The 22748-nt window shown below is 57.9% G+C and carries 19 protein-coding genes and 2 CRISPR repeat arrays; of the genes, 13 read left to right on the forward strand and 6 right to left on the reverse strand.

From position 1 onward, the window contains the following. Window positions 1-49: 49 nt before the first annotated feature. Window positions 50-922 carry a type I restriction enzyme HsdR N-terminal domain-containing protein gene (locus tag CL1_RS10020; RefSeq protein WP_014789770.1) on the forward strand — a complete coding sequence of 291 codons (873 nt, stop codon included), beginning with the start codon at window positions 50-52 and terminating at the stop codon, window positions 920-922. On the opposite strand, the gene CL1_RS10025 is transcribed toward CL1_RS10020, so the two are convergent. The 3 genes from CL1_RS10025 to CL1_RS10035 form a co-directional block, all read right to left on the reverse strand. Beyond that, entirely contained in the window at window positions 919-1911 is a 993-nt protein-coding gene (locus CL1_RS10025) for an AIR synthase family protein (protein WP_014789771.1), read from the reverse strand. The two genes, CL1_RS10020 and CL1_RS10025, sit on opposite strands and share 4 nt — an antisense overlap. A 91-nt stretch (window positions 1912-2002) precedes the next feature. Then, the gene (locus CL1_RS10030) at window positions 2003-3181 is read right to left on the reverse strand and encodes a cell wall-binding repeat-containing protein (RefSeq protein ID WP_014789772.1); all 1179 of its coding nucleotides are present in this window, start codon (window positions 3179-3181) and stop codon (window positions 2003-2005) included. Between the two features lie 217 nt (window positions 3182-3398). Then, on the reverse strand, window positions 3399-5174 hold the full coding sequence (locus CL1_RS10035; RefSeq protein ID WP_014789773.1) for a ribosome biogenesis/translation initiation ATPase RLI: 1776 nt from the start codon (window positions 5172-5174) through the stop codon (window positions 3399-3401). A gap of 62 nt (window positions 5175-5236) precedes the next feature. On the opposite strand from CL1_RS10035, the gene CL1_RS10040 reads away from it, so the two are divergent. Then, window positions 5237-6481, forward strand: a complete 1245-nt coding sequence (locus CL1_RS10040; protein ID WP_237266248.1) for a PDDEXK family nuclease — start codon at window positions 5237-5239, stop codon at window positions 6479-6481. On the opposite strand, the gene CL1_RS10045 is transcribed toward CL1_RS10040, so the two are convergent. Genes CL1_RS10045 through cas6 form a run of 3 tightly spaced genes read right to left on the reverse strand, consistent with a single transcriptional unit; the run spans window position 6478 to window position 9910 of the window. Further along, window positions 6478-7935, reverse strand: coding sequence for a hypothetical protein (locus CL1_RS10045; protein ID WP_014789775.1), 1458 nt, complete (start codon window positions 7933-7935; stop codon window positions 6478-6480). The two genes, CL1_RS10040 and CL1_RS10045, sit on opposite strands and share 4 nt — an antisense overlap. Before the next feature lie 4 nt (window positions 7936-7939). Further along, on the reverse strand, window positions 7940-9154 hold the full coding sequence (locus tag CL1_RS10050; protein ID WP_014789776.1) for a hypothetical protein: 1215 nt from the start codon (window positions 9152-9154) through the stop codon (window positions 7940-7942). A 9-nt stretch (window positions 9155-9163) separates the two neighbouring features. Beyond that, on the reverse strand, window positions 9164-9910 hold the full coding sequence (gene cas6 / locus CL1_RS10055) for a CRISPR-associated endoribonuclease Cas6 (protein WP_237266249.1): 747 nt from the start codon (window positions 9908-9910) through the stop codon (window positions 9164-9166). 776 nt (window positions 9911-10686) lie between these two features. Then, a CRISPR array of direct repeats spans window positions 10687-11174; the repeat unit is 28 nt; unit sequence GTTTCAGAACCACATGATGTTTGGAAAC. A 376-nt stretch (window positions 11175-11550) separates the two neighbouring features. Between cas6 and cas10 the strand changes: the two genes are divergently transcribed. The 11 genes from cas10 (at window position 11551) to CL1_RS10110 (ending at window position 22651) form a co-directional block, all read left to right on the forward strand. Further along, window positions 11551-13965 carry a type III-A CRISPR-associated protein Cas10/Csm1 gene (cas10, locus tag CL1_RS10060; RefSeq protein WP_014789778.1) on the forward strand — a complete coding sequence of 805 codons (2415 nt, stop codon included), beginning with the start codon at window positions 11551-11553 and terminating at the stop codon, window positions 13963-13965. A gap of 94 nt (window positions 13966-14059) precedes the next feature. Continuing rightward, window positions 14060-14578, forward strand: coding sequence for a type III-A CRISPR-associated protein Csm2 (gene csm2, locus CL1_RS10065; RefSeq protein WP_187287167.1), 519 nt, complete (start codon window positions 14060-14062; stop codon window positions 14576-14578). Further along, window positions 14575-15456, forward strand: a complete 882-nt coding sequence (gene csm3 / locus CL1_RS10070; protein ID WP_014789780.1) for a type III-A CRISPR-associated RAMP protein Csm3 — start codon at window positions 14575-14577, stop codon at window positions 15454-15456. Before csm2 ends, csm3 begins: the two co-directional genes overlap by 4 nt. After that, window positions 15453-16385, forward strand: coding sequence for a type III-A CRISPR-associated RAMP protein Csm4 (gene csm4 / locus CL1_RS10075; RefSeq protein ID WP_048152275.1), 933 nt, complete (start codon window positions 15453-15455; stop codon window positions 16383-16385). The genes csm3 and csm4 overlap by 4 nt, the downstream gene beginning before the upstream one ends. Window positions 16386-16388: 3 nt before the next feature. Continuing rightward, window positions 16389-17507, forward strand: coding sequence for a type III-A CRISPR-associated RAMP protein Csm5 (gene csm5 / locus CL1_RS10080; RefSeq protein WP_014789782.1), 1119 nt, complete (start codon window positions 16389-16391; stop codon window positions 17505-17507). A gap of 21 nt (window positions 17508-17528) precedes the next feature. Next, window positions 17529-18518, forward strand: a complete 990-nt coding sequence (locus tag CL1_RS10085) for a hypothetical protein (protein WP_048152278.1) — start codon at window positions 17529-17531, stop codon at window positions 18516-18518. After that, window positions 18512-18817 (forward strand): CRISPR-associated ring nuclease Crn3/Csx3, encoded by a 306-nt coding sequence (gene crn3 / locus CL1_RS10090; RefSeq protein WP_014789784.1) that lies wholly within the window; start codon window positions 18512-18514, stop codon window positions 18815-18817. Before CL1_RS10085 ends, crn3 begins: the two co-directional genes overlap by 7 nt. A gap of 18 nt (window positions 18818-18835) precedes the next feature. Further along, window positions 18836-19105 carry a CRISPR-associated endonuclease Cas2 gene (gene cas2, locus CL1_RS10095; protein WP_014789785.1) on the forward strand — a complete coding sequence of 90 codons (270 nt, stop codon included), beginning with the start codon at window positions 18836-18838 and terminating at the stop codon, window positions 19103-19105. Window positions 19106-19842: 737 nt separating this feature from the next. Continuing rightward, window positions 19843-21001: direct repeats of the CRISPR family, unit length 28 nt; unit sequence GTTTCAGAACCACATAATGTTTGGAAAC. A 52-nt stretch (window positions 21002-21053) separates the two neighbouring features. Next, entirely contained in the window at window positions 21054-21995 is a 942-nt protein-coding gene (gene cas1, locus CL1_RS10100) for a CRISPR-associated endonuclease Cas1 (RefSeq protein ID WP_014789786.1), read from the forward strand. Between the two features lie 135 nt (window positions 21996-22130). Continuing rightward, a complete protein-coding gene (locus tag CL1_RS10105) occupies window positions 22131-22403 on the forward strand; it encodes a hypothetical protein (RefSeq protein WP_014789787.1) in 273 nt (90 codons plus the stop codon). Next, the gene (locus CL1_RS10110) at window positions 22400-22651 is read left to right on the forward strand and encodes a hypothetical protein (protein ID WP_237266250.1); all 252 of its coding nucleotides are present in this window, start codon (window positions 22400-22402) and stop codon (window positions 22649-22651) included. Before CL1_RS10105 ends, CL1_RS10110 begins: the two co-directional genes overlap by 4 nt. Window positions 22652-22748 lie beyond the last annotated feature (97 nt).

Consider the following 22748-nt stretch of genomic DNA (forward strand, 5'->3'; position numbering starts at 1 on the left):
CAAAAGCTTTTAGGTCACGGGGAGGCATTTCAGTTGTTGGGTGCGGTTCATGGAGGGGCTGAGAAAAGCGGCTTCACGGGTCAAACTGAAGATCAAGTCCCACCGTGGCCTCTACGTCAAGAACGAGGAGGCGGTGAAGCAGCACCTCATAGGCGAGATTTTCCAGGCTCTCGGCTGGGACTGGAACAACCCCGAGGAGGTAAGGCCGGAGGAGAGGACCGAGGACGGCAGGGCGGACTACGCGCTTATCCTGGACGGGGAGGTCTTCGCCTACGTCGAGGCCAAGAATCTGGGCGTGAACGTTCTCAAACGCGATGAGCCGCTTCGCCAGCTGGCGCGCTACTGCTTCAACTCCGGCGTCAGGTACGGCGTCCTCACCAATGGTGCCGTGTGGATAGCGGTGAAGGCCTTCGAGGAGGGCTCAAGGCTCAGGGACAGGGTACTCTTCACGGCCGACCTGGAGAACGAGCCGCTCGAGAAGGCCGTCCTCAAGCTGTCCCTCCTCTCGAAGGATAGGATACGTGACCTGGAGAGACTGGCCTCACTCCTCCGTGCACTCGAGCTGAGCTTCTCCGGCCTCAGAAGGGAGGGCTACCCGGGCGAGGCGCTGGTCGAGTACCTCCTCTCAGGAGAAAGCCCCGGCGCCGTCCCCCTGACAGAGCTGACGGGAAAGGAAAGGCCAAGGGCCGCGTACGTCCACGACAACGGCTGGAAGCTCCTGCCCCTGCCCGAGCGCAGTCTCAGGGGTGTCCTCCTCGCCGTTCTCCTGTACATTGAGAAGACCTCTCAGGGGTACGAGCGGGAGGAGGTGAGGAAGGCCTACGAGCACCTCCTCAGGGTCCCCGTGAGCCAGGAAACGGCCCTCGAGGTGCTGAGGAGGATAGAGGAGGAGAAGGGCCTGAGGATCTCGGTGGATCTTTAGACGACCTTCCACAGCTCGTCGCTCTCGGGCCTTTCAAGGGGCCTTTCCGTACCGTTCTCGACGATGACCCTCGTCCCCGCGTCGTCAAGGAACTCCCCGATGACGGAGGCGTTTATGCCCTTCTTCGCCAGGGCCGCGAGGATTTCCCCGGCCTTCTCCCTGGGGGCGGCTATGAGGAGCGCCCCCGAGCTTATCAGGGCCAGGGGATCGAGGTTGTAGAACCGGCAGATCTCGAGGGTCTCCCCCCTGATGGGTATCCTCCCCCTGTAAACCCGGAAGCCCAGGCCGGCAGCATCGGCCATCTCGTGGAGGCCGTTGGTGACCCCTCCCTCCGTCGGGTCGTGCATCGCGTGGACTCCAACCGAGTTGGCGGTTAGGGCGTCTTCAACGACGCTTATCATCTCGATGAAAGAGCGCGCCCTCTCCACGATCTCCCTTCCCAGGACCCCCTCCAGTTCCTCACCGCGCTCGCTCGCTATTATGGCCGTCCCCTCCAGGCCGGCCCACTTGGTGAGGATTATCGCGTCCCCCGCCCTGGCCCCGTTCGAGGTAACGAGCTTTTCCCTCTCGACCTCACCGAGCATAGTTCCAACGACTATCGGCCTGTCGAGGCCCGGCGTTACCTCCGTGTGGCCTCCGACTATGGCAACGCCGAGCTTGAGGGCGCTCCCGTGGAGCTCCTCCATTATCCTCTCCAAGAGCCCCTCGTCCGAGTTCTCTGGCAGGAGGATCGAAACAAGGAACCACCTCGGCCTGGCTCCAAACGTGGCCACGTCGTTGGCATTGACGTGGACGGCGTAGAATCCTATTCCCTTCTCCGCCCCGGTTATCGGGTCCGTCGAGGCGACGAGAACCCTATCGCCGAATTCTATCGCGGCGGCATCTATTCCCGGGCCAGAAGAAACCAGAACCCCGTCGTCCCTTGCCCCCAGCCTGTTGAACACGAACTTCCCTAACTTTTCCGGTGGTATCTTGCCTGGCGGAAGCATGGTGATCCCCTCTTTTTCCTTCCGTCCCCGATAACGTGGACGGCCTTAAATTCTTTGCCTCGAGAAGAAAAAGAGGCCTAGAAAGGGGAGTTCACGGTGCGGCCCATCTTCCATGGTCCGGAAACCTTATCTGCTCCCAGAACTTGCCCTTCCCGTGGGTGTAGGCCTCCATGAGCTCCCTCCTTATCTGCGTCATCAGCGAATTGACGACGTCGTAGTCGCCGTTTTCAACCGCGGCCTTCAGCTGCTCCAGCAGGGCCTTCAGCCCGGTCACGTCAATCCCTGCCCTTTCCATCACGGCCAGCTGCCTCTCGACGCGGTAGATGAAGGTCTCAGCCCGCATCGCCGGGTCAAACCTGAGCTTCACCTCCCACTCCTTGGAGGCGATCCTTATGACCACCTCGGCGTGGGCCTTGGCGGCTATGGCCTGTCCGTAGGCCCTCCAGTAGTTCCCGGCCTCGTAGGCTTCCTTCGCACGCTCGAGCTCGGCCTTTGACAGGTTGAGCATCCTCTCCGCCAGTATCTTCTTCTCCTCCGGCAGAGTGACGTTGGCGAGGAGTCCCTCAGCCGTGCTTATCCTCGCCTCGCTGACGTTGATGGCCTCAAGGGCCATATCGGGTGTCACGTTCACCTCCACCTGTCGCACCTTCGTTCTGCTCTCGAGCTTCAGCATTATTCTCTCCGCTATCCTCTCGGTGACGCGGCTCCTGATGATGGTGACGTTGGCGTTTCCAACCCCCAACCTGACCATTATTCTAACCGGATCGGTGGTGTTGTTGGCGAACACGATTATCCCCCTGGTCCTCAGGGCCTCCCGGAGGGCCTCCCTGATCGCGCCCGTGTCGTTTCCGGGAACCATCACCACGCTGTTCTCAAACCTGAGGCCCAGTCTGCTCGCGTTCTCGAAGACCGCCAGGTTGGTCTCGTACCTGTTCTTGCCCCACCAGCGCTCCACCGTTATGTTCAGATCCTGGAGGTCGCTCACGTACTCCTCCACGACTGCCTCTGGGCCCCCTATGATTATCACCCTGTCAGGCCCGTAGCCCATGACCTCCGCGGTGACGTTCGGGTCATAGACACCCCACGTCGTCGTGACAACCACGGCCCCGGTCAGATTGGCCAGGTACTCTGCCAGGGCGCAGTCGGCCTCGTTGTCGCTGACCAGGATCACCGTCACGCCAGCCTCGCCGGCCCTCACCCCGGTGAGGGACACCGTCGCCGCCAGCATCATCAAACCGAAGAGCACTGCGATAACTTTTCTCCACGCCATGGCTCCTCACCTCAGTCTTCTCTATGAAACGGGATCTATTTAAGCTTTTTTCAGGAAATCGTCGTCGTGGATTTGCTTTTGTTCATCAAACGGGCTGCTGGCCGCTTTTCCCTCGAATTATCGTTAAACAACGTTAGCCACCGTTTATTTTGGTTTACACGGAACAAGACGAACCGCTCTGACAGAGATAACATGAAAAAAGGAACAGTGGGCCTATTCAGGCCGAGACGTAGTAGTACTCGCCCATCTCCTTCTGCTCCCTGTCCTTCACGCTCCCCTCTTTGTTGGCCCTCGGCCTTCCCGTCTCGGGGTCGCGGCGGAAGGTTATCCCCACCGACGCCAGGAAGCGGTTCATGCCTTCTCTCATTCCCATCGGCGGAAGGGCCCTTCCGTGCCTCCCCGGCTCGCCCTCGAAGACCATCAGTCTGTCGCTGATGTAGTCTATCATCAGCACGTCGTGCTCGACCACCAGGGCGGTCTTGCCTTCCTTCTCCATCAGGTGCCTTATCGCCCTCGAAACGGCCAAGCGCTGCTCGACGTCGAGGTAAGCGGAGGGCTCGTCGAGGAGGTAAAGATCCGCGTCCCTTATCAGGGCCGCCGTTATGGCAACGCGCTGGAGCTCACCGCCCGAAAGCTCGTTCACCTGCTTGTCGTAGAGGTCGGGGATTCCGAGGGGGTTGAGCAGTTCGGTCTTGTAGAAGCTGTTGAGAAGCTTTGCCGCGTCAATCCTGCTCAGAAGCTCGTAAACCGTGCCCTCGTAGTCGGCCTTGATGTACTGGGGCTTGTAGGAAACCTTCAGCTCCCAATCAACTTCTCCCCCTGTCGGCTCCTCCACGCCGGCCAGCATCTTCACGAAGGTCGTCTTGCCGATACCGTTTGGCCCAACTATGCTCACCACCTCGCCCATGTAGAGCTCCCCCGGCTCGACCTCGAGCTTGAAGCCCCCGTAGTCCTTCACGAGGCGCGGGTACTGGACGAGCACGTCACTCGCCTGGCTCTGCCTCTCGCTGGATTTCGTGAACCTTATCTCGTAGGGCCTGAAGCGGACGTTCTCGTCCCTAAGGTAGCCGCGCAGAAACTCGTTTATCCCGTTGCGCGTGCCCTTCGGCTGGGAGAATATACCGTAAGCTCCTGGCTTGCCGTAGACGACGTGAATCACGTCGCTCAGGTAGTCGAGCACCGCCAGGTCGTGCTCCACCGTGAGGACGGACTTGCCGGAATCTGCCAGCTTCCTGATTATCCTCGCCACCTTCAGGCGCTGCCTTATGTCGAGGTAGCTCGAGGGCTCGTCGAAGAAGTAGAAGTGGGCCTTCCTCAGTATCGCCGCGGCTATCGCAACCCTCTGCAACTCACCGCCGGAGAGGTGCTTTATGTCCCTGTCGAGGACGTTCTCAAGCTCGAGCTCCCTGACAACATCGTCAAAGGCGCCAACCTCATCAGCCCTCCTGAGCAGATCCCTGACCTTGCCCTTAACGGCCTTGGGGATCAAATCGACGTACTGGGGCTTCACCACCGGCCTGATCTCGCCGTTCTTCAGTCTCTCGAAGTAGGTTTGGAGCTCGTTGCCTCGGAAGGCCCTGATCACGTTGTCCCAGCTCTCGTTGTCGCCGCAGAGGTTCGGCAGGAGCTGGCCCGCGAGGATTTTAACGGCCGTTGTCTTACCGGTTCCGTTCGGTCCGAGTATGCCAACGACCATGCCGTCCTTGACCACGGGGAGGCGGTAGAGAACGAAGGCGTTCACGCCGTAGCGGTGCACGCAGCCCTCCTCAAGCTCCTCCGGGAGGTTCACTATGGTTATCGCGTTGAAGGGACACTTATGCACACATATCCCACAGCCGGTACAGCTCGCCTCCTGAATCACCGGCCGGTAGTTCTCCTCGTCTATGATTATCGCCTCTCCACCCATTCGATTGACCGGACAGACCCGCTCGCACAGGAAGTTACCGCACTTGTCAGGGTTACACCTGTCGTAATCGATGACCGCTATCCTCATTCCCACCACCGGGTTAGGCTGAGGGAGAGGGTTTTAAAGGGTTGCGGGAACTTAATGCGGTGGTGGGAATGCCAGGCAGGACCGCCCGAAAGCTCGTCTCTTCCCTACTTCTGCTGACACCTGCCGTCGCTATGTTTCTGGAAAACGCCGCCCTAATGGAGATGGAAAGTTTCTTCAAATGGCTTCCAGAGGATATCGCTACGCACCTCATAGAGGTCGAGTATTGGGTGGTTGATCACATAAGGCCAGCAACGTCTTTGCCAACGGATTACGTTGTTTTTCTAATGGCCTCGCTGATTGTGTTCCTCATTTCCTTTGGGCTTGCCCTCTTCGCCGGCTGGAAGCTCGGGGGAAGCCGAAGGGACTCGTTGGGCGTTTTCTTCAGCACTTTCCTATCAAGGTACTTCATAGGCGAGCTGGCAGTTTCAGCGTACGGTCTCTTCCTCTTTGTTCTCTTCGCCGTGATCCTGACGGCATGGCTCCCCGATGCAATCAAGATGGGTAACCCCTGGTTCGTCTTAGGCACGGTCTTCTACTTCCTCTCGATAATCTTCGCCACGGCCTTTGCCTACCCGGCGCCGAAGAAAAAAGAGAAGATGGATCACCCGAAGACGCGATACCTCGTCTACGGCCTGAGTTTCCCTAGCAACTGGGATCTGGTCAATAACGCGAGCTGTGAGGACATGAGGCGCAACAGGAAGATAAACGCGAACGGAAAGGAAGCGCCCGTTTCCCTCTTTCCCCTCTACGTCTCAATGCACTACCACTTCAAAGACGGCCCGCTTGAGTCCCTTTACCTCCTCGTGACGAAGGAGGCTCACTTGGCGAGTCTCGATCCGCCCAAGCTGAAGACCGAGGTGAAGGACCTCCTGCTGCTCTTTTTCGAGAAGGCTTCAAAATGCTTGGACGTGCGGTTCCTGGTGAGGTGGCCGAGCGAGGACGAAGAGAAGATTGAGAGCGGGCCGGGGAGAACCATCACGGTGAACTTCGTCCCGATCAGGGATTCAAACGACGTCAGAATGATATTTCAGGATATCCGCGGCTCCCGGATAGCGGAGCTGATAAAGGAGAACAGCGGGGATGTAACCTTCCATCTGACGGGTGGGACTGCACCGATGAGCATAGCCATGATGCTCCACGCCATAAAGGGCGACGCCCACGCGGAGTACGCCAGGCAGAGGGTCTTCGACGTTGAACCCAATGATCTACTAGTCTCCGTGGACATGGACGTCTTTGACCTCGAGGACCTCGTCAGGGAGCTGAGGGACTACTTCGAGAGGCAGTACGAGAAGGGGGAGAAGGACTAGTCCCCGCCCGAGAGAACCCTGAAAATCCTGCCGTACTCGAAGCTGTTCAGCCTCACCCTTTCCCTTTCCCAGTCCTCCGAGTTCTTGCCGTGCCAGAGGCCGTGGAGCTTGTAGGTGTGGACGTTGAGCTCGCCGAGAGTCACCGCCAGCGTGTAGAGCGTGTCCCTCAGCGCCTCCCAGCTCCCCTCAAGGTTCTCCCCGAAGGAGAACTCCCACTCCAGCCTGAAGGGAACCAGCCCGCTCCCGCGGAGCGCGTCCATCTCCGCGTAGGCCCTGTCGTCGAGGGTGATGACCATCACGTTCGCGTCCTTCTCCTCGGCGAAGGCCTTGTAGTCGAGGGCTATCTTCGTGTCCCCCCGCTCGTCCCTCCTGCTGTCGGCCCTTTCAGCCCCCATCTCCCTCAGCTTTACCAGCTCGACCCTGCCGATGGAGGCCAGCCTTGCCCTCGGCGTTGGCTGGTTGGAGTAGGGGCCGAGCTCCCGGTCGAAGGGCAGTTTCTCGTTCACCTGCCGCCCTATCTCGACCTGAACCTCGTCGGAGTAGGCGAAGTCGAATATCAGATTGCCGTTCCTGTAGAAGTCCCCCTCTGCGATGACCCTTGAAGGAACGCGGAAGAGGAGGGCGTTAGTGTCAAAGCCGATGTAGAGCGGCCTTCCGGAGCGGAGTAACGCCCTGACCTCTTCCTTCAGCTCGTCCCAGTTCCTGAAGCTCCCCATTCCCGCTATCACCGCCTCCTTCACCATCGTGTGCCCGCCGTGGAGTTCCCGGTCGAGGGTCAAATACTCCCTCACCCTTATCCTCGCCCGCCTGCCCAGCTTCACGGACGCTATTTCCTCGCTCCTGACGGCCAGCCTGAACCTCCTCAACCCATCGAGATACAGGGAGTCGAGGAGGGCCATCAGCGACTCCCTGTTCACGGTGAGGCTCTCCGCAGGGCCCCTCTTCCTACCCGGCAGGGAGACCTTTCCGGGTTTTCCCGTCAGCTCCCCCTTCCTGAAGAGCCTCTGCTCCACCATTGGGACCTCGAAGAGCAGCTTCCCTGCGTAGCGCCTCCAGTCCTCCAGGTGGAGGTAGGTTATCTCGCCCGCCCCCCTCGCCATCGCCGCGCCGAGGAGGAGGGCGCTCATGAACTTCCTGCCGGGGGTTATGTCGGCAATGACCTCATGTCCCTCAGAGACAAGTGAGCCGATGAGCGAGGCGGCCCTCTCCCTGAACTCCACCGGGTTATCCTCGCTGAACCTCAGGTCTTCGCCGGCGATGACGTTTATCCCCACGCCGTAGGCGCTGGAGAGACGTTCTATCAGTCCCTTCACCCCCTCAAGCTGTTCCCTCACGCCGTCGTTCCAGAGCAGGTAAACGGCATCGGGAACCCAGCCGTGAACCTCGACGAGGTACCAGAGGGGGTTGAAGACCGCCTCGGGTGAGGTTCCAACGGTCGTCACGTACGCCCTCATGCCATCACCCCAGCACGGATTGAACGCCCAAACCGGTCCACAGGCCCGCAAGCAGGGCCATTAGAGCCAGCAAGCCCGTCCAGAGGGGGCCGAGCTCCTTCCTCTCCTCCCCAAGGGCCACGAGGAAGAACAGGGCAACCAGGAGGGCCGTTATGAAGGTCCCCTCCCCCGGGCGCCAGAGTTTGGGGAGGAGGGGAACGGAGAGGAGCAGGGCAACCGCGTTCAGCCCCCAGAACCAGAGGTGGGGCGGGATCGAGCTTTTCCCCTCGTAGTGGAGGGGAGCCAGGGAGACCGCGGAGAAGAGCCAGGCGAAGAGACTCAGCGCGAGGGCACCGAGAGCCAGCAGGGTTGAAAGACCCTCGTGTCCCAGACCCTCAACGTACATTCCGAGGAGAACAAGGCCGACGAGGACTACCATTCCAACGACCAGGCCGGCGGTCAGCCCCATAATGGCCGCAATCGGGTCATCGTCCCCCAGGGAGGTGGCGTAACCCGAGAGGAACATCGCGCCGAGGCCCACGAAGAAGGCCCAGCCCGGGCTCTGGAGGCCGTGGAAGTGGGCGTAGAAGAGCCACTCGGGGAGGTAGTGGTTTTCCACCAGCCCCGGGGTAGCCAGGAAGAGTGGAAGGGCTATGACAAACATCGCCGGGCCGACGGGGTATGCGGAGACGTCATCGAAGACCTTCTCGAAGAGCGCCCGCCCGGTGAAGGTCTGGAGGGCGGTGGGAATGAAGGCGAGGGGACCTAGGGCCATGAAGTAGAGGGCTATTATCAGGACGTCGCCCCCGGCCATCTCCTCTATGACCGCGTTCTCTATCAGGCCGACCATCAGGCCGATGAAGGTCCAGACTATGGCGCTCGATACAGGGTAGAGGTGGGCGTTCACGACGGCGAGGGGAAGGGTGAGGAGAAAGACGAGCGTTGCCAGCTTCTCGCGGTTCCTGCTCATGAGGAGGGCGAAGAGGACGAAGGCGAGGCCCGTCGGAATGCCGTAGTAGATTCCATCGAAGTTCCCGGCGAAGAGGCCGGCTATGGCGCCAAAGGCCGGGGCTATGTAGATTACGAAGCTGAAGTAGTCGGTCCAGGCGAAGAGCAGGAGTATGAACGCGACGGTCGTGGCGAAGGTGGCGTTCTCTATGTCGGTTTGTGCCAGGAAGGCCCAGCTGGTCAGGGCCAGAACGAGGAAGCCAACCTTCCGCCTGAGCTCCCAGCTTTTCATGGCAACCCCTCACGGCTTTTTCTTGAGCGGATTCAGAAAGCCGAACCCCAGGCTGTTCAGCTCCCCGATTCCGGCGTCCATCGTGAAGGCGTAGAAGTCCCTGTTTGACTCGTTCAGCGGGGCCTCGAGGTACTCCCATGTTGTGCCCGGGACGTCGAAGTAGCGCCCGCGGATATTAACCCTGACGTAGATGTCGAGCCAGCCCTTCCTCCTCACCCTCGGGATCATCCTCGTGAAGAGCGGGCCGTCGAGCTCGAAGTCCTCGCCCGTGAAGGCCTCGTACTTCCTCACGGCCAGCTCGGTGAGCCTCTCGACGAAGTAGGCGAGGCTGTTGTGGTGGTGGAAGGTGAAGAAGCGACCGTCTCCCGGGGCGGAGAGGACGACGGGGGAGCCGGTTATGAAGGCCTTTCTCGGCCTTAGCCTGAACTTCTTCAGTGAGACTATTTTAAGCGCGTGCCTCCCGAGGTAGAGCTTCTCATCTGGGAGGAGCTTCTCGTAGAGCGTCTCGATTAACCCCTCGTCCGGGGAGCTGATTATCAGGCTTTTCCTTTTGCCCGGCTCGAAGGGCCCGCTGGGGTAGATGTCGGAGAAGGTGAAGAACTTGAAGCCCTTCCTGTCGTGAAGATCAGAGTAATCCGTCCCGTTGAGGTGGGTGTATATCATCGCCTGGACGGTGTGTTTTCCAACGGCGTAGAAGGGGAAGCTTTCCTCGGGCTCCAGGTCGAGCTTTATCCTCATCCTGAAACACCTTCTCACTAAAAGCTGGAGGGATAAAAAAGCCTTTCGGTCAGGATAGGTAACATAGTTGAGTAACGATGCACACTTGTTTTTGAGGCGTTTTCTCCTTTTCTCTGTTTGGGGCATTACAAATCTCCTCGGGGCCAATGAACGGTAGAAAACTCCGTGCTCCACAAACTGAGATCGATCCGCCCTTATTTGGTTTTGAGGTGGTGATAGAAAACAGCCAGTTCAAGGGTTCTTCGGCCGTTTGGGGATTTGTAATGGGAGATGGGTGGAGTGATTTCTCCCCTGAACGCTTTTTTCAGACAAAAAAGCCGTAAAACAACTTTTCACCATTTTACGTTACATAGAAGTAAGTCCGTGCACATGTTTGAAAACAAAGCGTTATGACACCTCCACAACTCGAAAGAAACCCTAAAAATCCCCCTACAACTGCGAGGGGAATTTTCTACCGTTTTCCAGACGGGTCTCAAACGGGGCTCTCTGCCGTCTCAGTTGGGCTTTTGGGGACTTTTCGCGGGGGTCTGGTGGAGTGATTTCCAATGAACGGCGTTTGTTTTCCCCGTGAATTGTTTAGCCTGTCCCGCTGGTCCTCTCCCTGACGTTATCTTCTTCCCTGGTTTGTTAGGGCTTTTTCTTTCTTTTTCGGCTTTCTTACTAATTGAAGTGGTTTGTGTTGGGGGCGTTTGGAGTCTCCCTTCTAGGGTTGTTTTCTGAACTTCTGATAACCGCAAAATTTATATGGGAGTTTAACATTACTTTATTTGCCCGAAGGGGCAAAAAAGTTAACCGTTTCAGAACCACATGATGTTTGGAAACGAGCTAATGAAGCTTCTGAAGGAGTTTAACATCACGAACCCCCGCACCCAGCTCCCAGTTTCAGAACCACATGATGTTTGGAAACTAACCCAGCTTGACGAACTCCTCTGGAGGGAGTGTTTTGTTGTCAATCCACGAGTTTCAGAACCACATGATGTTTGGAAACGTCCCCCCTTCCAGCGATGCCGTCACAATCTCGGGGTTAAGGTTCACGTTTCAGAACCACATGATGTTTGGAAACAGCGCCTTGAGGAGCTTAAGCTCCTCGTCGACTATGGTTTCAGAACCACATGATGTTTGGAAACTCGTCCATGGAGCCACTGACGTCGACGAATACTATGAGGAGTGGCGCCTTCTTGTTTCAGAACCACATGATGTTTGGAAACTGGGCCAGGTACTGTAACCACAGGTTTTTGTCGAACCTGATGTTGAGTTTCAGAACCACATAATGTTTGGACGCTAAAATCTGCGGTATCGGGAGATGGGGCCTTAAGCGCCCCCGTGGGAGGTTTGGTGTGTTCTGGAAGCTTTCCAGGTGCGTCGTGGCCTCGAAACAAGAGGGCATCTTCTCGCGGTGGCGGGGCCGGGTAACCTTGAGACACCTTCCTCCTGCAGTGTTTCCCAAAAACCTCTCTCACGAATTACAACTCCGCTGAATTGGACTCATAGCCCTGCAATTTTGAAGTCGGGAACGATTTTCCTTAGGTTCTTCGCACCAACCCGGACCGAAAAACTTTTTTATCTGATGCACCGTAGAAAATACCCGTGTCCCATTCAGGTGATCAATGCACCTTTCAGTTGGGCACTTCTGTCGCCCGGCTAGGGGGTGATGACGGTTGAAGCAGGACGTCGAAACGCTGGCCCTCGCCGCCGCCCTTCTGCCACTGGGCAGGGTGCTGTCGAGGGCGGGCCGCGGTTCCCCGGGAAAGGCGGGGTTCGAGTTTCTCGTTGGGCTTTCAGAGAGGTCAGGGAGGGAGGAATACAGGAGGGTCGCACCGTTCCAGTTGCTCCTCGACGGGTGGGAGGCCTTCGCGGACTCGGTGAGCGATGAGAAAACCCTAAAGTTGGGGAGGGCCATCTTCGAGGCGATGGAACTGCTCGGGGAGTGCCGCGAGGAGGACCCCTCCACTCCCCTCGTCTCCGTCTTCACGCTCGTGGACATCGGCAAGGGGAGTCCCGAGATGCTCTACTACCGGCCGGTGGAGCTGGACCTCGGAAAGGAGTTCCCGACACCGGAGAGGGAGGTGGAGGTGACCCCCGCCTGGTACTCCGACGTGGTGGGGCGGATAAGCTACGCCCTCTCACAGCCCGGCCAGTACCCGGACTCAAGCAGGGTCATGGCGGTTCTCGAGAGATACCTGACCTTCGTGCCCGCCTGCACATCGGACCCAAGGGTTTCCCTCTACGACTACTCCCGCATGCTCTCGGCCCTCGCGGTGTCGCTGTACCTTGCCGGGGAGGCGGAGAAGCCGTTCCTCTTCGTGGAAGGTGACCTCTCGGGCATCCAGCGCTTCGTCTTCACGATAACCTCCAAGGGAGCGCTCAAGATGCTCAGGGCCAGGTCGATATACCTCGACCTCCTGGCCTGGGACGTCGTGCTGGAGGTACTCGGAAGGCTCGGCCTCCCGAGGTCTTGCATCATCTACAACGGCGGGGGTGCGTTTACTCTCATACTCCCCAACACCGATGACACCATTTCAACCCTCCGCCGCGTCAGGGAAAGGCTGGAGCGCTTCCTACTCGGGGAGTTCGACGGCTCCCTTTACCTCGCACTCGACTGGGACGAGGTTGGCAGGGAGGAGATGAGGACCTTCAGAAACGGAAGCCTCTGGAGGGACATGAAGGCCAAGGTCGGGGAGAGGAAGAGCAGGCGGTTCCTCGATGTGATAGGTGAGTTCGTCGATTCCGATGGCTTCCACAAGCTGGAGGAGTGCGCCGTCTGCAGGAAGCAGATAACGCCCGCCGAGGCCAAGAAGTTCACGATACGGAACGAGGAGGGGGAGGAGCTCAAGCTCTGCGGGCGCTGCTACGAGCTGTGGCACCTCGGAACGGCCCTGCCCAAGACCGGCCTCTTCGTCAGGATTGGCGGGGAAAACCTCGAGGAGTACGGTGAGGATCCGAAGAGCTCCGTTCTGTTGTCGTTCTCCCGCATCTACTGGTTCGACGACGTGAAGATGCTGTCCGAGTGGAACGTTCCGCCCGGTTCGGAGGTACTGCTGAGGAACAGCCTCGACCTGTGGAAGGTTCCGGGAGAGTACCGCGCCTATCCATATGTCGTCGCCGACTACGCGAGGCTGACGCTGGAGAACGGCAGGAAGGCCGTGATGGAATTCAAAAAGCTGGCCGAGAACTCGCTGGGGGCGGAGAGGATAGCGGTCTTCAAGGCCGACGTCGATAACCTCGGTCTCATATTCAGCAGGGGACTTAAGGACAGGAACCCGGCCCTTGTCGCGAGCCTCTCAAGGCTGATGGACTACTTCTTCAAGGCCTACCTCGTGTCCATAATCTCGGGGAGACTGGAGAAAGGGGCCCTGCCCGACGACGTGCCGAGGCTTCCCACCGCGAGGGAGCTGGGGAAGGAACGACACCAGGGGCTGAGCCAGACACCCGCCAACGTGGTCGTCGTCTACGCCGGCGGCGATGACCTCTTCATCGTTGGCGCGTGGAACGAGGTCTTCAACCTGGCCTTCCTCATCAGGGAGACGTTTTCGGCCTACACCGGGAGGAACCCGAACGTGACGATGTCCGCTGGGATAGCGACCTTCGCCCACGACTTCCCAGTGTCGAGGATGGCCCAGGTGGCTGAGGAGAGGCTCGAAACGGCAAAGGACGAGGGCAAGGACCGTGTTTACATAATCGAGCGCACCAGCCCGAGGGACTATGGCTGGGACTTAAGCTTCCCCGTCTCCTACCGCTGGGGCGGGTACAGGGAGCTGTGGCGCAGGTACGCCGGCAAATTCAGGGTAACCGCCGATGGACTGCAGGTCTGGAACGGGGAGCGCGGAAGGTGGGAAAGGGTGCCCAAGTCACAGCTCTGGAAGCTCCTCGAGCTGAGGGAGCTTTACGTCCGCAACCCGGACGGGATAAGGTGGAACTACCTTCTCGCTTACTACGTCTCCCGCATGGAGCTGGAGGGGGTCTTCAGGGATCTCGTCTCAATCGACCTCCAGCTCCTCTCGAGGGGAGAACCCCAGAGGATATACTGGATCGACGGGGTTCTGAAGCCCCTCCTCCTTGCGGTTAGGGGGTGAACGTATGGGACACGGCCATAAAAACTACTCAAATGGTGGGCTCCAGTCCCACCAGAGGAAGCACGGCAATGGCGGGGGTTGCAACACTTCGGTGGTGTCGGAGGCACTCCAGAAAAAGCCCATCGACGCGGTGCGCCTCAGGGAGGCCATATCCAGCTGCAAGCAGCTGAACTCCCTGGAGGGCGTCATAGGGAAAACCTTCGGGAAGACCCTAACGGCCATGGAAAGGTTCTTTGAGGCAACCCCGCGGGAGAGGCTGGACTGGGCCATAGTGGTGGCGGCCTATCTCAGGGTGCTGAACCTCAAGACCAACCAGGTCAGGAAGGTGCTCGACCTGTCGAGGGATATATACTTCGACTTCGAGTTCAGGGGCGACCACTCCAGCGAAGAAAGGATACAGTCGAAGCTCATGAGGATGCGCTTCCTCCTGGCCTACTCGGTAGGAAAGGCCGACCGGAGGGATGTCAAAGCTCTCGAGGCACTTCACAAGGCCCTTGATCCAATCCTGCTCAAGGTCTCGGCTTCGCCTACAAGGGAGAATTTTGAGGCCGTTTACGATTTTATTCAGGCCGTTATAGCCTACCACCGCTTCCTCGGAGGGAGAGAGAAATGACCGATATGAACCGGCTCGTTTACGGTAAGGTCATAATCAGGGGGCGCATCAGGGCCGTGACCGGGCTGCACATAGGGGCCCAGAGGGAGGTCTCCGAGATAGGGGGCATTGACAACTACGTGATAAAGGACCCCGTGACGGGGCTGCCCTACATACCCGGCTCCTCTCTGAAGGGCAGGCTCAGGGGACTCCTCGAGCTGATGGTCAACACGGAGCTTGAGAAGGGAGGCAACGTTCCGAGCCAGATAAAGTTGAAGTACAAGCCCGGCTACTGCACTGTTGAGGAGATTAAAAACAAAAAATGCGACAGGTTCTTCAACAGGGCCGTTGGGAAGGTCGTCATCCACGTCTGCGACGAGTACGAGACCGCCAGGGTCTGCCCCGTCTGCAGGCTCTTCGGTTCGAGCGGAAACAGCAACTTCCCCTCGAGGGTAATCGTCAGGGACGCCAGGCTGGCTGAGGAGTGGGTGGATAGGTGGAAGGCGGGCGAGGAGATAACCGAGGCGAAGGTAGAGGTCGCCATCGACAGGGTCACCTCCGCCGCGAACCCGAGGACGAACGAGCGCGTCGTTGCCGGGGCGGAGTTCGAGTTCGAGATAATCTACACCATCGAGGACACCGCCCAGTGGAAGGAGGACCTCAGGAACCTGTTCTCGGCAATGAAGATGCTTGAGGACACCTACCTCGGCGGTTCGGGTTCCAGGGGCTATGGAAAGGTCGAGTTCAGGCTCACGGAAATCGTCTTCAGGCCCCTTGAATACTACACCGAGAACGGCGAGGAGAAAACGCTCGTTAAGAAGGCGCCGAATGAGGCACTCACCATCGAGGGGGTGAGGGGTTCGTTCGATGAACTGTTCAAACTCAGCATCGGGGGATGAGGATGATAGCAGTCAGGCTCAGGTTCAGGGGGCCCCTCCACGTGGGGCTTCACTCCCTCGACAGCGCCGGCGTCGTGGTTCACTCGGATACGCTATTCGGTGCCATAGGCTCGGTGCTCCCGAGGCTCGGCATCAGCACCTACGAGTTCGTCGAGGCAATGCGGAACGCGCGCATCTCCTCGCTCTTCCCCTTTGACTCCGAGCACTACTACCTGCCGAAGCCCGTGAACGCGAACTCCCTCGTGCTCGGGACCTTCGCAGACACGCCCGAGGGCTACGCCCTCTCGAAAAGGTTCAGAAAGGCACCCCTCCTGACGAAGGAAGCCTTCGAGATGGTGGTGGGTGGAAGGATAGAGGCGGAGAGGCTGGGGGAGCTGCTTCCAGAGGGCCTACCTGCGCGGATCGTGGATATCCCGAAGGTCGCCCTCGACAGGCTCGCCTCCAACTCCAACATATTTTACATGACCCAGGTCCACTTCAGGGAGGACGCAGGTTTGTACTTCCTCTACGAGGGGAGCGAGGAGATCTTCAGGAGGTACATCCTCCCCGCCGTCAAGTTCCTGGGCGACGAGGGGCTGGGTGGCAAGAGGAGCTGGGGACTCGGCCTCTTCGATTTTGAGATCGACAGGAACTTCAGCTTCTCGGGACTTCCGGAGAAAAGCGAACGCTACGTAACCCTCTCCCTCGTGCTCCCGAAGAGCAGGGAGGAGGTGCTCCAGTGGGAGCCGGTCAGGCGCTCCGGCTGGGTGCACACCACCGGCGGCACGCCCAGGAGGAAGCCCACCATGCTCTTCGCGGCTGAGGGCTCGATAGTCAGGGAGAACGCGGGAAGGATACTGGACCTCGACGAGATAGGAGAGTTCTCAAAGGAAATAGGGCACAGGGTCCACGTCTACGGCAGGGCGTTCCCGGTGCCCATGGGGGGTTGATGCATGAAGCTAACCGTCCTGTCTCCACTCCACATCGGGAACGGCAACGAGCTGACGGTTATAGACGTGCTCCCCCTCAATGACGGCAGGATAGCGGTGCTTGACCTTGAAAGGCTGATGCTCGAGCTCACGAGCGCGGGGGCAGACGTCGAGGAGATACTGACGCTGGTAAAGGCCCCCGACATAATGGAGGACATGTACATCTGGAAGAGGTACCTCTCAGACTACGGCGTTGGGCTGGAGAAGGTTAAGAAGTACACACTCCCCGTGGTGGGTCGCATAGCACCGAGGAGCATGAGGATAAGGGAGTTCATAAAGTCCAGCGGCAGGCCGTACATACCCGGCTCGAGCGTGAAGGGTTCCATACGGACGGCCGTCTTCTACCATGTTGCCTTAAAGTACCGGAGCAGGGTAGAGAAGTTACTGGAAAAGCTGGCGGATTCAGAAGGTAGAATCAACCCAAAACGTGCCGACGATGAGCTGGAGATGCTTGTATTCGGGTACGCCAGGGGGAGGAGGGGCAGAAGAAGGTACGAACCGAAGAGGGACCCGATGAGGGCGCTGGTGGTCAGGGATAGCGAGCCCCTGAGCATCAGGAACCTGAAGGTGTACGCCGTCTCGACGGTCGGAGGGAAAAGCGAGATACCCCAGTACGTGGAGGGCGTTGAGGGCATCGACGTTGAAATCGAAATCAGGGTAGATAACGAGCTGCTCTCCCGCGCCATGAGGGCCGGGGAGCTGAACGGGCTCCTGGCGGATACGATAAAGGGGAAGGAGGACTTCGAGGACCTGATATGGAAGGCCATAGACAGCTTCTCCAGGGAGGTCATCTCCTTCGAGAGGAGGGAACTCCGCAAGTACGGCGCGTTCAGGGAGAGCGTCGGGCGGTTCTACTCCCAGCTCGAGAGGATGGAGGGCCACAAACTCAGGGTGGGCTGGGGAAGCGGCTGGTACTCGATGACCCTCGGTCCCCTGATACTAGGAACAGATTTCTTCAAACACATACGGAGAAAATTCCAGCTCGGCAGGAAGCCTGGGACCCATGCCCTCTCAGGGGACTTTCCAAAGACCCGCCGCGTGGCGAACTCCAGGCCGATGGGCTGGGTGATCCTCCGAGAGTGAGGTCCGTTGGAGGTGCCAGTCTTGGGCGTCTACCACGTCTCCGGACTCGGGCTGAGCCCCGGCGCCCTGACGATGCCCCTGACCGCGGTTTACATACTCCAGGCCGCGGCACAGATGGGACACAACGGGGCGAGGGACTTCTTCAGGCTCTCCGGGGAGGCTGGAGAGAGGAGCGGGAGCAGGGAGAAACACCCCGGCATGCCCGAGGTCGTGATAGTCTTCGACACCCCCGAGGCAATAGATGGAAAACTCAGGCTCACCTATGACTCCAGGTGGTTCAGGGGGCTTTCCAACATGCGTCAGAGGGAGGAGCCCATACACAGGCCTATCGTGAAGTACCTCTGCAGGCTCTGGGACTGCCTCGAGGGCCTCGGGGTCGAGCTGAAGAGACCCAAGCACTTCTACCTCGTCAAGGTGAACCGTCAGGACTTCGACGAGGTCTTTGACAGGGCCACCACGCTCTTTTACGGTATCAGGAGGAAGGAGGTCTGGGTCAACCTCATCGGGGGCAGCAACCAGATAAACCTCGCCCTGATGATAGCCGGCAGTTACACGATGGTGCCGAGCAGGTACTACTACGTCTTCCAGGACGCGCCCCTCCTCGAGCCGGGGTGGCTGGAGAAGTGCCCCAGGGACGAGCATGAGGTCTTCAAGTGTGCCAACGAGATACTCAACAGGTGGAACGACTTGCCACCCCTCAACCTCGGGGTCGGCTCGATACTCAGGAGCCTCCTCGAGAGGTTCTACACGGCCAAGGGGAGTGCCTACATAAGCAAGTCCGAGGTGCTTGATATACTGGAGAAACGGGGCTACACCGAAAAGTTCATACCGAAGCTCATAGAGGCCGGCTACATAACCCCTGTGGACGGGGACACGTTCACGATGGGTCCATTCATAGAGAGGAGCTGGAGGCTCTTTGGAGCCGCCCTGGAGCACAGCAGGATCGACAGCATCGGAAAGTGGAGGGAGCTGATGGGGGACAGCCTCGTGGAGGTGCCGTTCGAATGCTGAGGTTCAGGGTCAGAGAGGTGGACGAGTTCACGGTGGTGGGCTTCGAGGTTGAGGGTATCCTCGAGCCGAAAGTCCTCAGGGATCTGAGGCCACCGGGGGTCAATCCCAGGAAGGGCGTCATACTCACGGGGAGGGGCCCCATATGGCTCTACGGTTTTCTCGTTCACTTCTACCACCCAACCGTTTGGGTGGCCACCTACGACCCCCGCATCGGGGCGGTGGTGGTCGAGTCCCACGTCCCCGATAAAAGCCCTGGGGATGTAGTGGCCATAGACCCCGAGGAGATTTTGGGGAGGTAATCGGGGCCCGGTGGGACCATGGCGCGCTACTACATAGTCGTCTACGACGTGAACGAGAAGAGGGTCGTAAGGGTGCACAAAATACTGAAGGCCTACCTCCAGTGGCGCCAGAGGAGCGTCTTCGAGGGTTGGCTCGATGGGAACGAGGTCGCCGAGCTGAAGAGGAAGCTCTCGCGGGCGATAAACGAGGAAGAGGACTCGATCCTCTTCTACTCCCTGCCGAGCGACTCCAACCTCGTCACCTTCCACCTCGGCAGACCCCCGGACGAGTTCGACAACGTCATCTAAGTGGACAGTTATGGGTATTGTTACACGGGGTCTTTTGAGTCTTTTCCTTCTTTTTTGAATCTAAGGCTTTACTTTTTTGTTTCAAGCGAATGAACGCCGAGAAAACTTTAAAAACCCAAATAAAACCATCAAATAGCTTCCCCAACTTTGAAAGTACTGGCAAAACAAGCATACTCTAAGCTTATTCAGGCGTTTTGAGAATTCCCCTCGGAGATAGGTGGAGTGATTTCTCCCCTAAACGCTTTTTTCAGCCAAAAGAGTCCTAAAACAGCCTTTCACCTTTTTACATTACATAGGAGTAAGTCCGTGCACGCGTTTGAAAACGAGGCGTTATGACACCTCCACAACTCAAAAGAAGCCCTAAAAATTCTCCTATAGCTGTGAGGAGCATTTTCTACTGTTTTCCAGGCGGGCCTCAAACGGGGTTTCCTACTACCTTTGTCTGGCTTTCGAAGGCTTCTCGCGGGAGTCTGGTGGAGCGATTTCCAATGAACGGCGTTTGTTTTCCCCGTGAATTGTTTAGCCTGCCCCGGTGGCCCTCTCCCTGGCGTTATCTCCTCCCCTGGTTTGTTAGGGCTTTTTCTTTCTTTTTCGGTTTTCTTACTATTTTGGGTGGTTTGTGTTTGGAGTGTTTAGGGTTTTTGTTCTGGTGCTGTTTTCTGAACTCCTGGTAACCGCAAAATTTATATAGGAGTTTAACATTACCCTATTTGCCCGAAGGGGCAAAAAAGTTAACCGTTTCAGAACCACATAATGTTTGGAAACCGACATTTTTCTGCCTCCCAGATCTTATCCACAATACTACACGCAACGTTTCAGAACCACATAATGTTTGGAAACAAAAGGGGGCCCACTACAAAATTCCTCATGGTTCACCCCTCCACAAAGTTTCAGAACCACATAATGTTTGGAAACGAACGGCTCATTCTCGAAATACACACCCGTGACGGAATTATAAGTTTCAGAACCACATAATGTTTGGAAACTGGGGAGCACCCCGTCAACGTTACCGTCGTTGAAGTCTATCGTGACCCTACCGTGTTTCAGAACCACATAATGTTTGGAAACGACACCCTCAATCTCAAACTCAACGAGGGTGTAGTCCTTTCCTTCTTCTTCTGTTTCAGAACCACATAATGTTTGGAAACCCACGCTGACGATATAGGACACAACCTTACCGAGTGGGCTATCCGACTTGTTTCAGAACCACATAATGTTTGGAAACCATCCTTGAATAGTGCAGCGAAAGTTATTTCGACACGGTCCCAGAGCACAAGTTTCAGAACCACATAATGTTTGGAAACCGCATTCTGAAATCTCTGGAGAGCATGCAAACCATATGTTCCCCTCGGGATCGTTTCAGAACCACATAATGTTTGGAAACTCGATGCTGCTGACAGCGTCGTGGACCTCGCCGTAGTGGTAGTTCCTGTTTCTCAGGAGTTTCAGAACCACATAATGTTTGGAAACTCATGATTGGAGCCAGATTACCAACCCGCCCTCCGAGTTTCAGAACCACATAATGTTTGGAAACACCCTACCGCGGCGGTAATAGATTACCTCCCCCTGAATGGGTTTCAGAACCACATAATGTTTGGAAACGCTATGGCCAATATGAACGGTACAACGTACGCCAGGAACATGTTGAGTTTCAGAACCACATAATGTTTGGAAACCTTTGATGTGCGGACTTCCGACGGAAAAACCTTCGACATTGACCCGTGTTTCAGAACCACATAATGTTTAGAAACCCCACCGCGCTTCCGGTGTTCATCGCGAGGTTTCTCGTCGAGACTATGCGGGCGGTTTCAGAACCACATAATGTTTGGAAACTTGCTTGGCTCTTTGACTCACGTAGTTCACACGATGTTTCAGAACCACATAATGTTTGCCGCAAGGTTTTTATCCCGTGCTGTGCACCTTTCTTCAGGCCAGCGGGGGGAGCATTGTGAAGTATCCTCTCTTCATAACCGACCACGGGAGGCTTGAGAGGCAGTCCGGTTCCCTCGTCTTCGTCGGCAGGCTTGAGAAGAGAACCATACCCCTCGCCCAGGTGAGCGAGGTTCACTGCCTCGCGAGGGTCTCCCTGACGAGCGGGGCCGTTGAGCTGCTGAGCGAGAGGAGGATTCCAGTTCACTTTTACTCCACGCGGGGCGATTACAGGGGCTCTCTCATAAACGACGCGTCCCCGAGGGGCAGGCTTCACCTGGCCCAGGCGGAGCACCACCTCGATCCCGAAAAGAGGCTCTTCATAGCCCGGGCCATCGTCCAGGGGATGCAGAACGCGATGGCATTCACCCTCTCGCGCTGGGGCGTAAACCCCGTAAAGCTCAACTCCGTGAAGGTTGATGGGGGTAGCGTGGACGAGCTGATGGGGAAAGAAGCTGAGCTCTGGAACCACTTCTACCGGTACTTCGGCGATGCCCTCGGGGTCGAGTTCAGGCGCACGAGGCGTCCCCCGGAGGACGAGCTCAACGCCATGATAAGCTACGCCAACGCCGTCATCTACGGTCTGGCCCTCTCATCTGCCATGAAGGTCGGCCTCGACCCGGCGATAGGTTACCTCCACGCGGTGAATGACAGGAGGTTTTCCCTCCCGCTAGACCTGGCCGATATTTTCAAACCCCTCTTCGTCTTCTCCACGGTTAAGTCCCTGTGGGGCGAGAGGGGAAAGGGCGACTTCACGAGGAAGGGGAAGGCCGTTTACCTCTCCCGGGCGGGCAGGAGGAAGCTCCTGAAGGCGCTGACAGGGACGCTGAGGAGGACCGTCTACTACAAACCCTGGAAGAGGAGCGTCAGCTACCGCTCGATAATGGAGATGGAGGCGAGGAGGCTCAGGAGGCACCTCCTCGGCGAGGAGACCTACGGTCCCTTCAGGCCCTGGTGGTAGACCGAAAAGTTTATAAACTCCGAACTCACCATATCTCCCGCGTTTCAGAACCTCCGTTGAGGATTCGCCCCGTACAGTGACTCTTCTAGCAGGGCAGTGAGACCGGCTCAAATAAAGGGTTCTGGAGGTGGTTTTTTGAGGGGTAGGGATTTCTGGCACTACGTTTTTGAGGTTGAGGACATGGACGGCGATGCTGTTATAGAGATGACCTTTGAGGCCGGTAGCGCCTCCGTGAGAATAAGGGACGCGAACCACTACTCCCTCCTTCTGTCGCCGAAGCTGAACCGCGACAACCTTCTCGCCCTCACCTACGTAATATCCAAGTACGTTGAGCGCGTCCTCACGCCCGAGGAAATAAGGGCCCTCCTCAGGAACCCCGGCGAGGAGGTGAGAGGGTGCCGGGAGTGAGGACGTACCGGAAGTTCAAGGTGGCCATCGATGAGGAGGGGACGGCCATTCTGGACCTCTTCGGGAATTCGGAGAGCACGGTCGAGGTTGAGCTGACGCTCTACGATGACCACGCCCACTTCCACCTGCCCGGCGTCTCCCTGAGGCTACCCTACACCGAGGAGAACGCGAAGGTGCTGGTGGAGTTCCTCAGGATATTTGCCGAGCGCGTGAAACTGGAGGAGGAGCGCGCGAGGCTCCTCCGGTGATTTTTTCTTTTTTCCGGAGGCCTTCTATGTGGGGTTCCTTGACAGGTGATGGCCGTAACGGTGTGGGAGAGGATTTTGAAAGCAGAAGGAGAAAAAT

The sequence above is a fragment of the Thermococcus cleftensis genome (assembly GCF_000265525.1).
Lineage (GTDB): Archaea > Methanobacteriota_B > Thermococci > Thermococcales > Thermococcaceae > Thermococcus > Thermococcus cleftensis.

Excerpts from the sequence above, each read along its gene's own strand:
- CL1_RS10025 (WP_014789771.1), bottom strand. The coding sequence starts at position 1,911 with ATGCTTCCGCCAGGCAAGATACCACCGGAAAAGTTAGGGAAGTTCGTG.
- CL1_RS10045 (WP_014789775.1), bottom strand. The coding sequence starts at position 7,935 with ATGAGGGCGTACGTGACGACCGTTGGAACCTCACCCGAGGCGGTCTTC.
- CL1_RS10050 (WP_014789776.1), bottom strand. The coding sequence starts at position 9,154 with ATGAAAAGCTGGGAGCTCAGGCGGAAGGTTGGCTTCCTCGTTCTGGCC.
- crn3 (WP_014789784.1), top strand. The coding sequence starts at position 18,512 with ATGCTGAGGTTCAGGGTCAGAGAGGTGGACGAGTTCACGGTGGTGGGC.
- CL1_RS10020 (WP_014789770.1), top strand. The coding sequence starts at position 50 with ATGGAGGGGCTGAGAAAAGCGGCTTCACGGGTCAAACTGAAGATCAAG.
- csm5 (WP_014789782.1), top strand. The coding sequence starts at position 16,389 with ATGAAGCTAACCGTCCTGTCTCCACTCCACATCGGGAACGGCAACGAG.
- csm4 (WP_048152275.1), top strand. The coding sequence starts at position 15,453 with ATGAGGATGATAGCAGTCAGGCTCAGGTTCAGGGGGCCCCTCCACGTG.
- cas2 (WP_014789785.1), top strand. The coding sequence starts at position 18,836 with ATGGCGCGCTACTACATAGTCGTCTACGACGTGAACGAGAAGAGGGTC.
- CL1_RS10030 (WP_014789772.1), bottom strand. The coding sequence starts at position 3,181 with ATGGCGTGGAGAAAAGTTATCGCAGTGCTCTTCGGTTTGATGATGCTG.
- csm3 (WP_014789780.1), top strand. The coding sequence starts at position 14,575 with ATGACCGATATGAACCGGCTCGTTTACGGTAAGGTCATAATCAGGGGG.
- CL1_RS10035 (WP_014789773.1), bottom strand. The coding sequence starts at position 5,174 with ATGAGGATAGCGGTCATCGATTACGACAGGTGTAACCCTGACAAGTGC.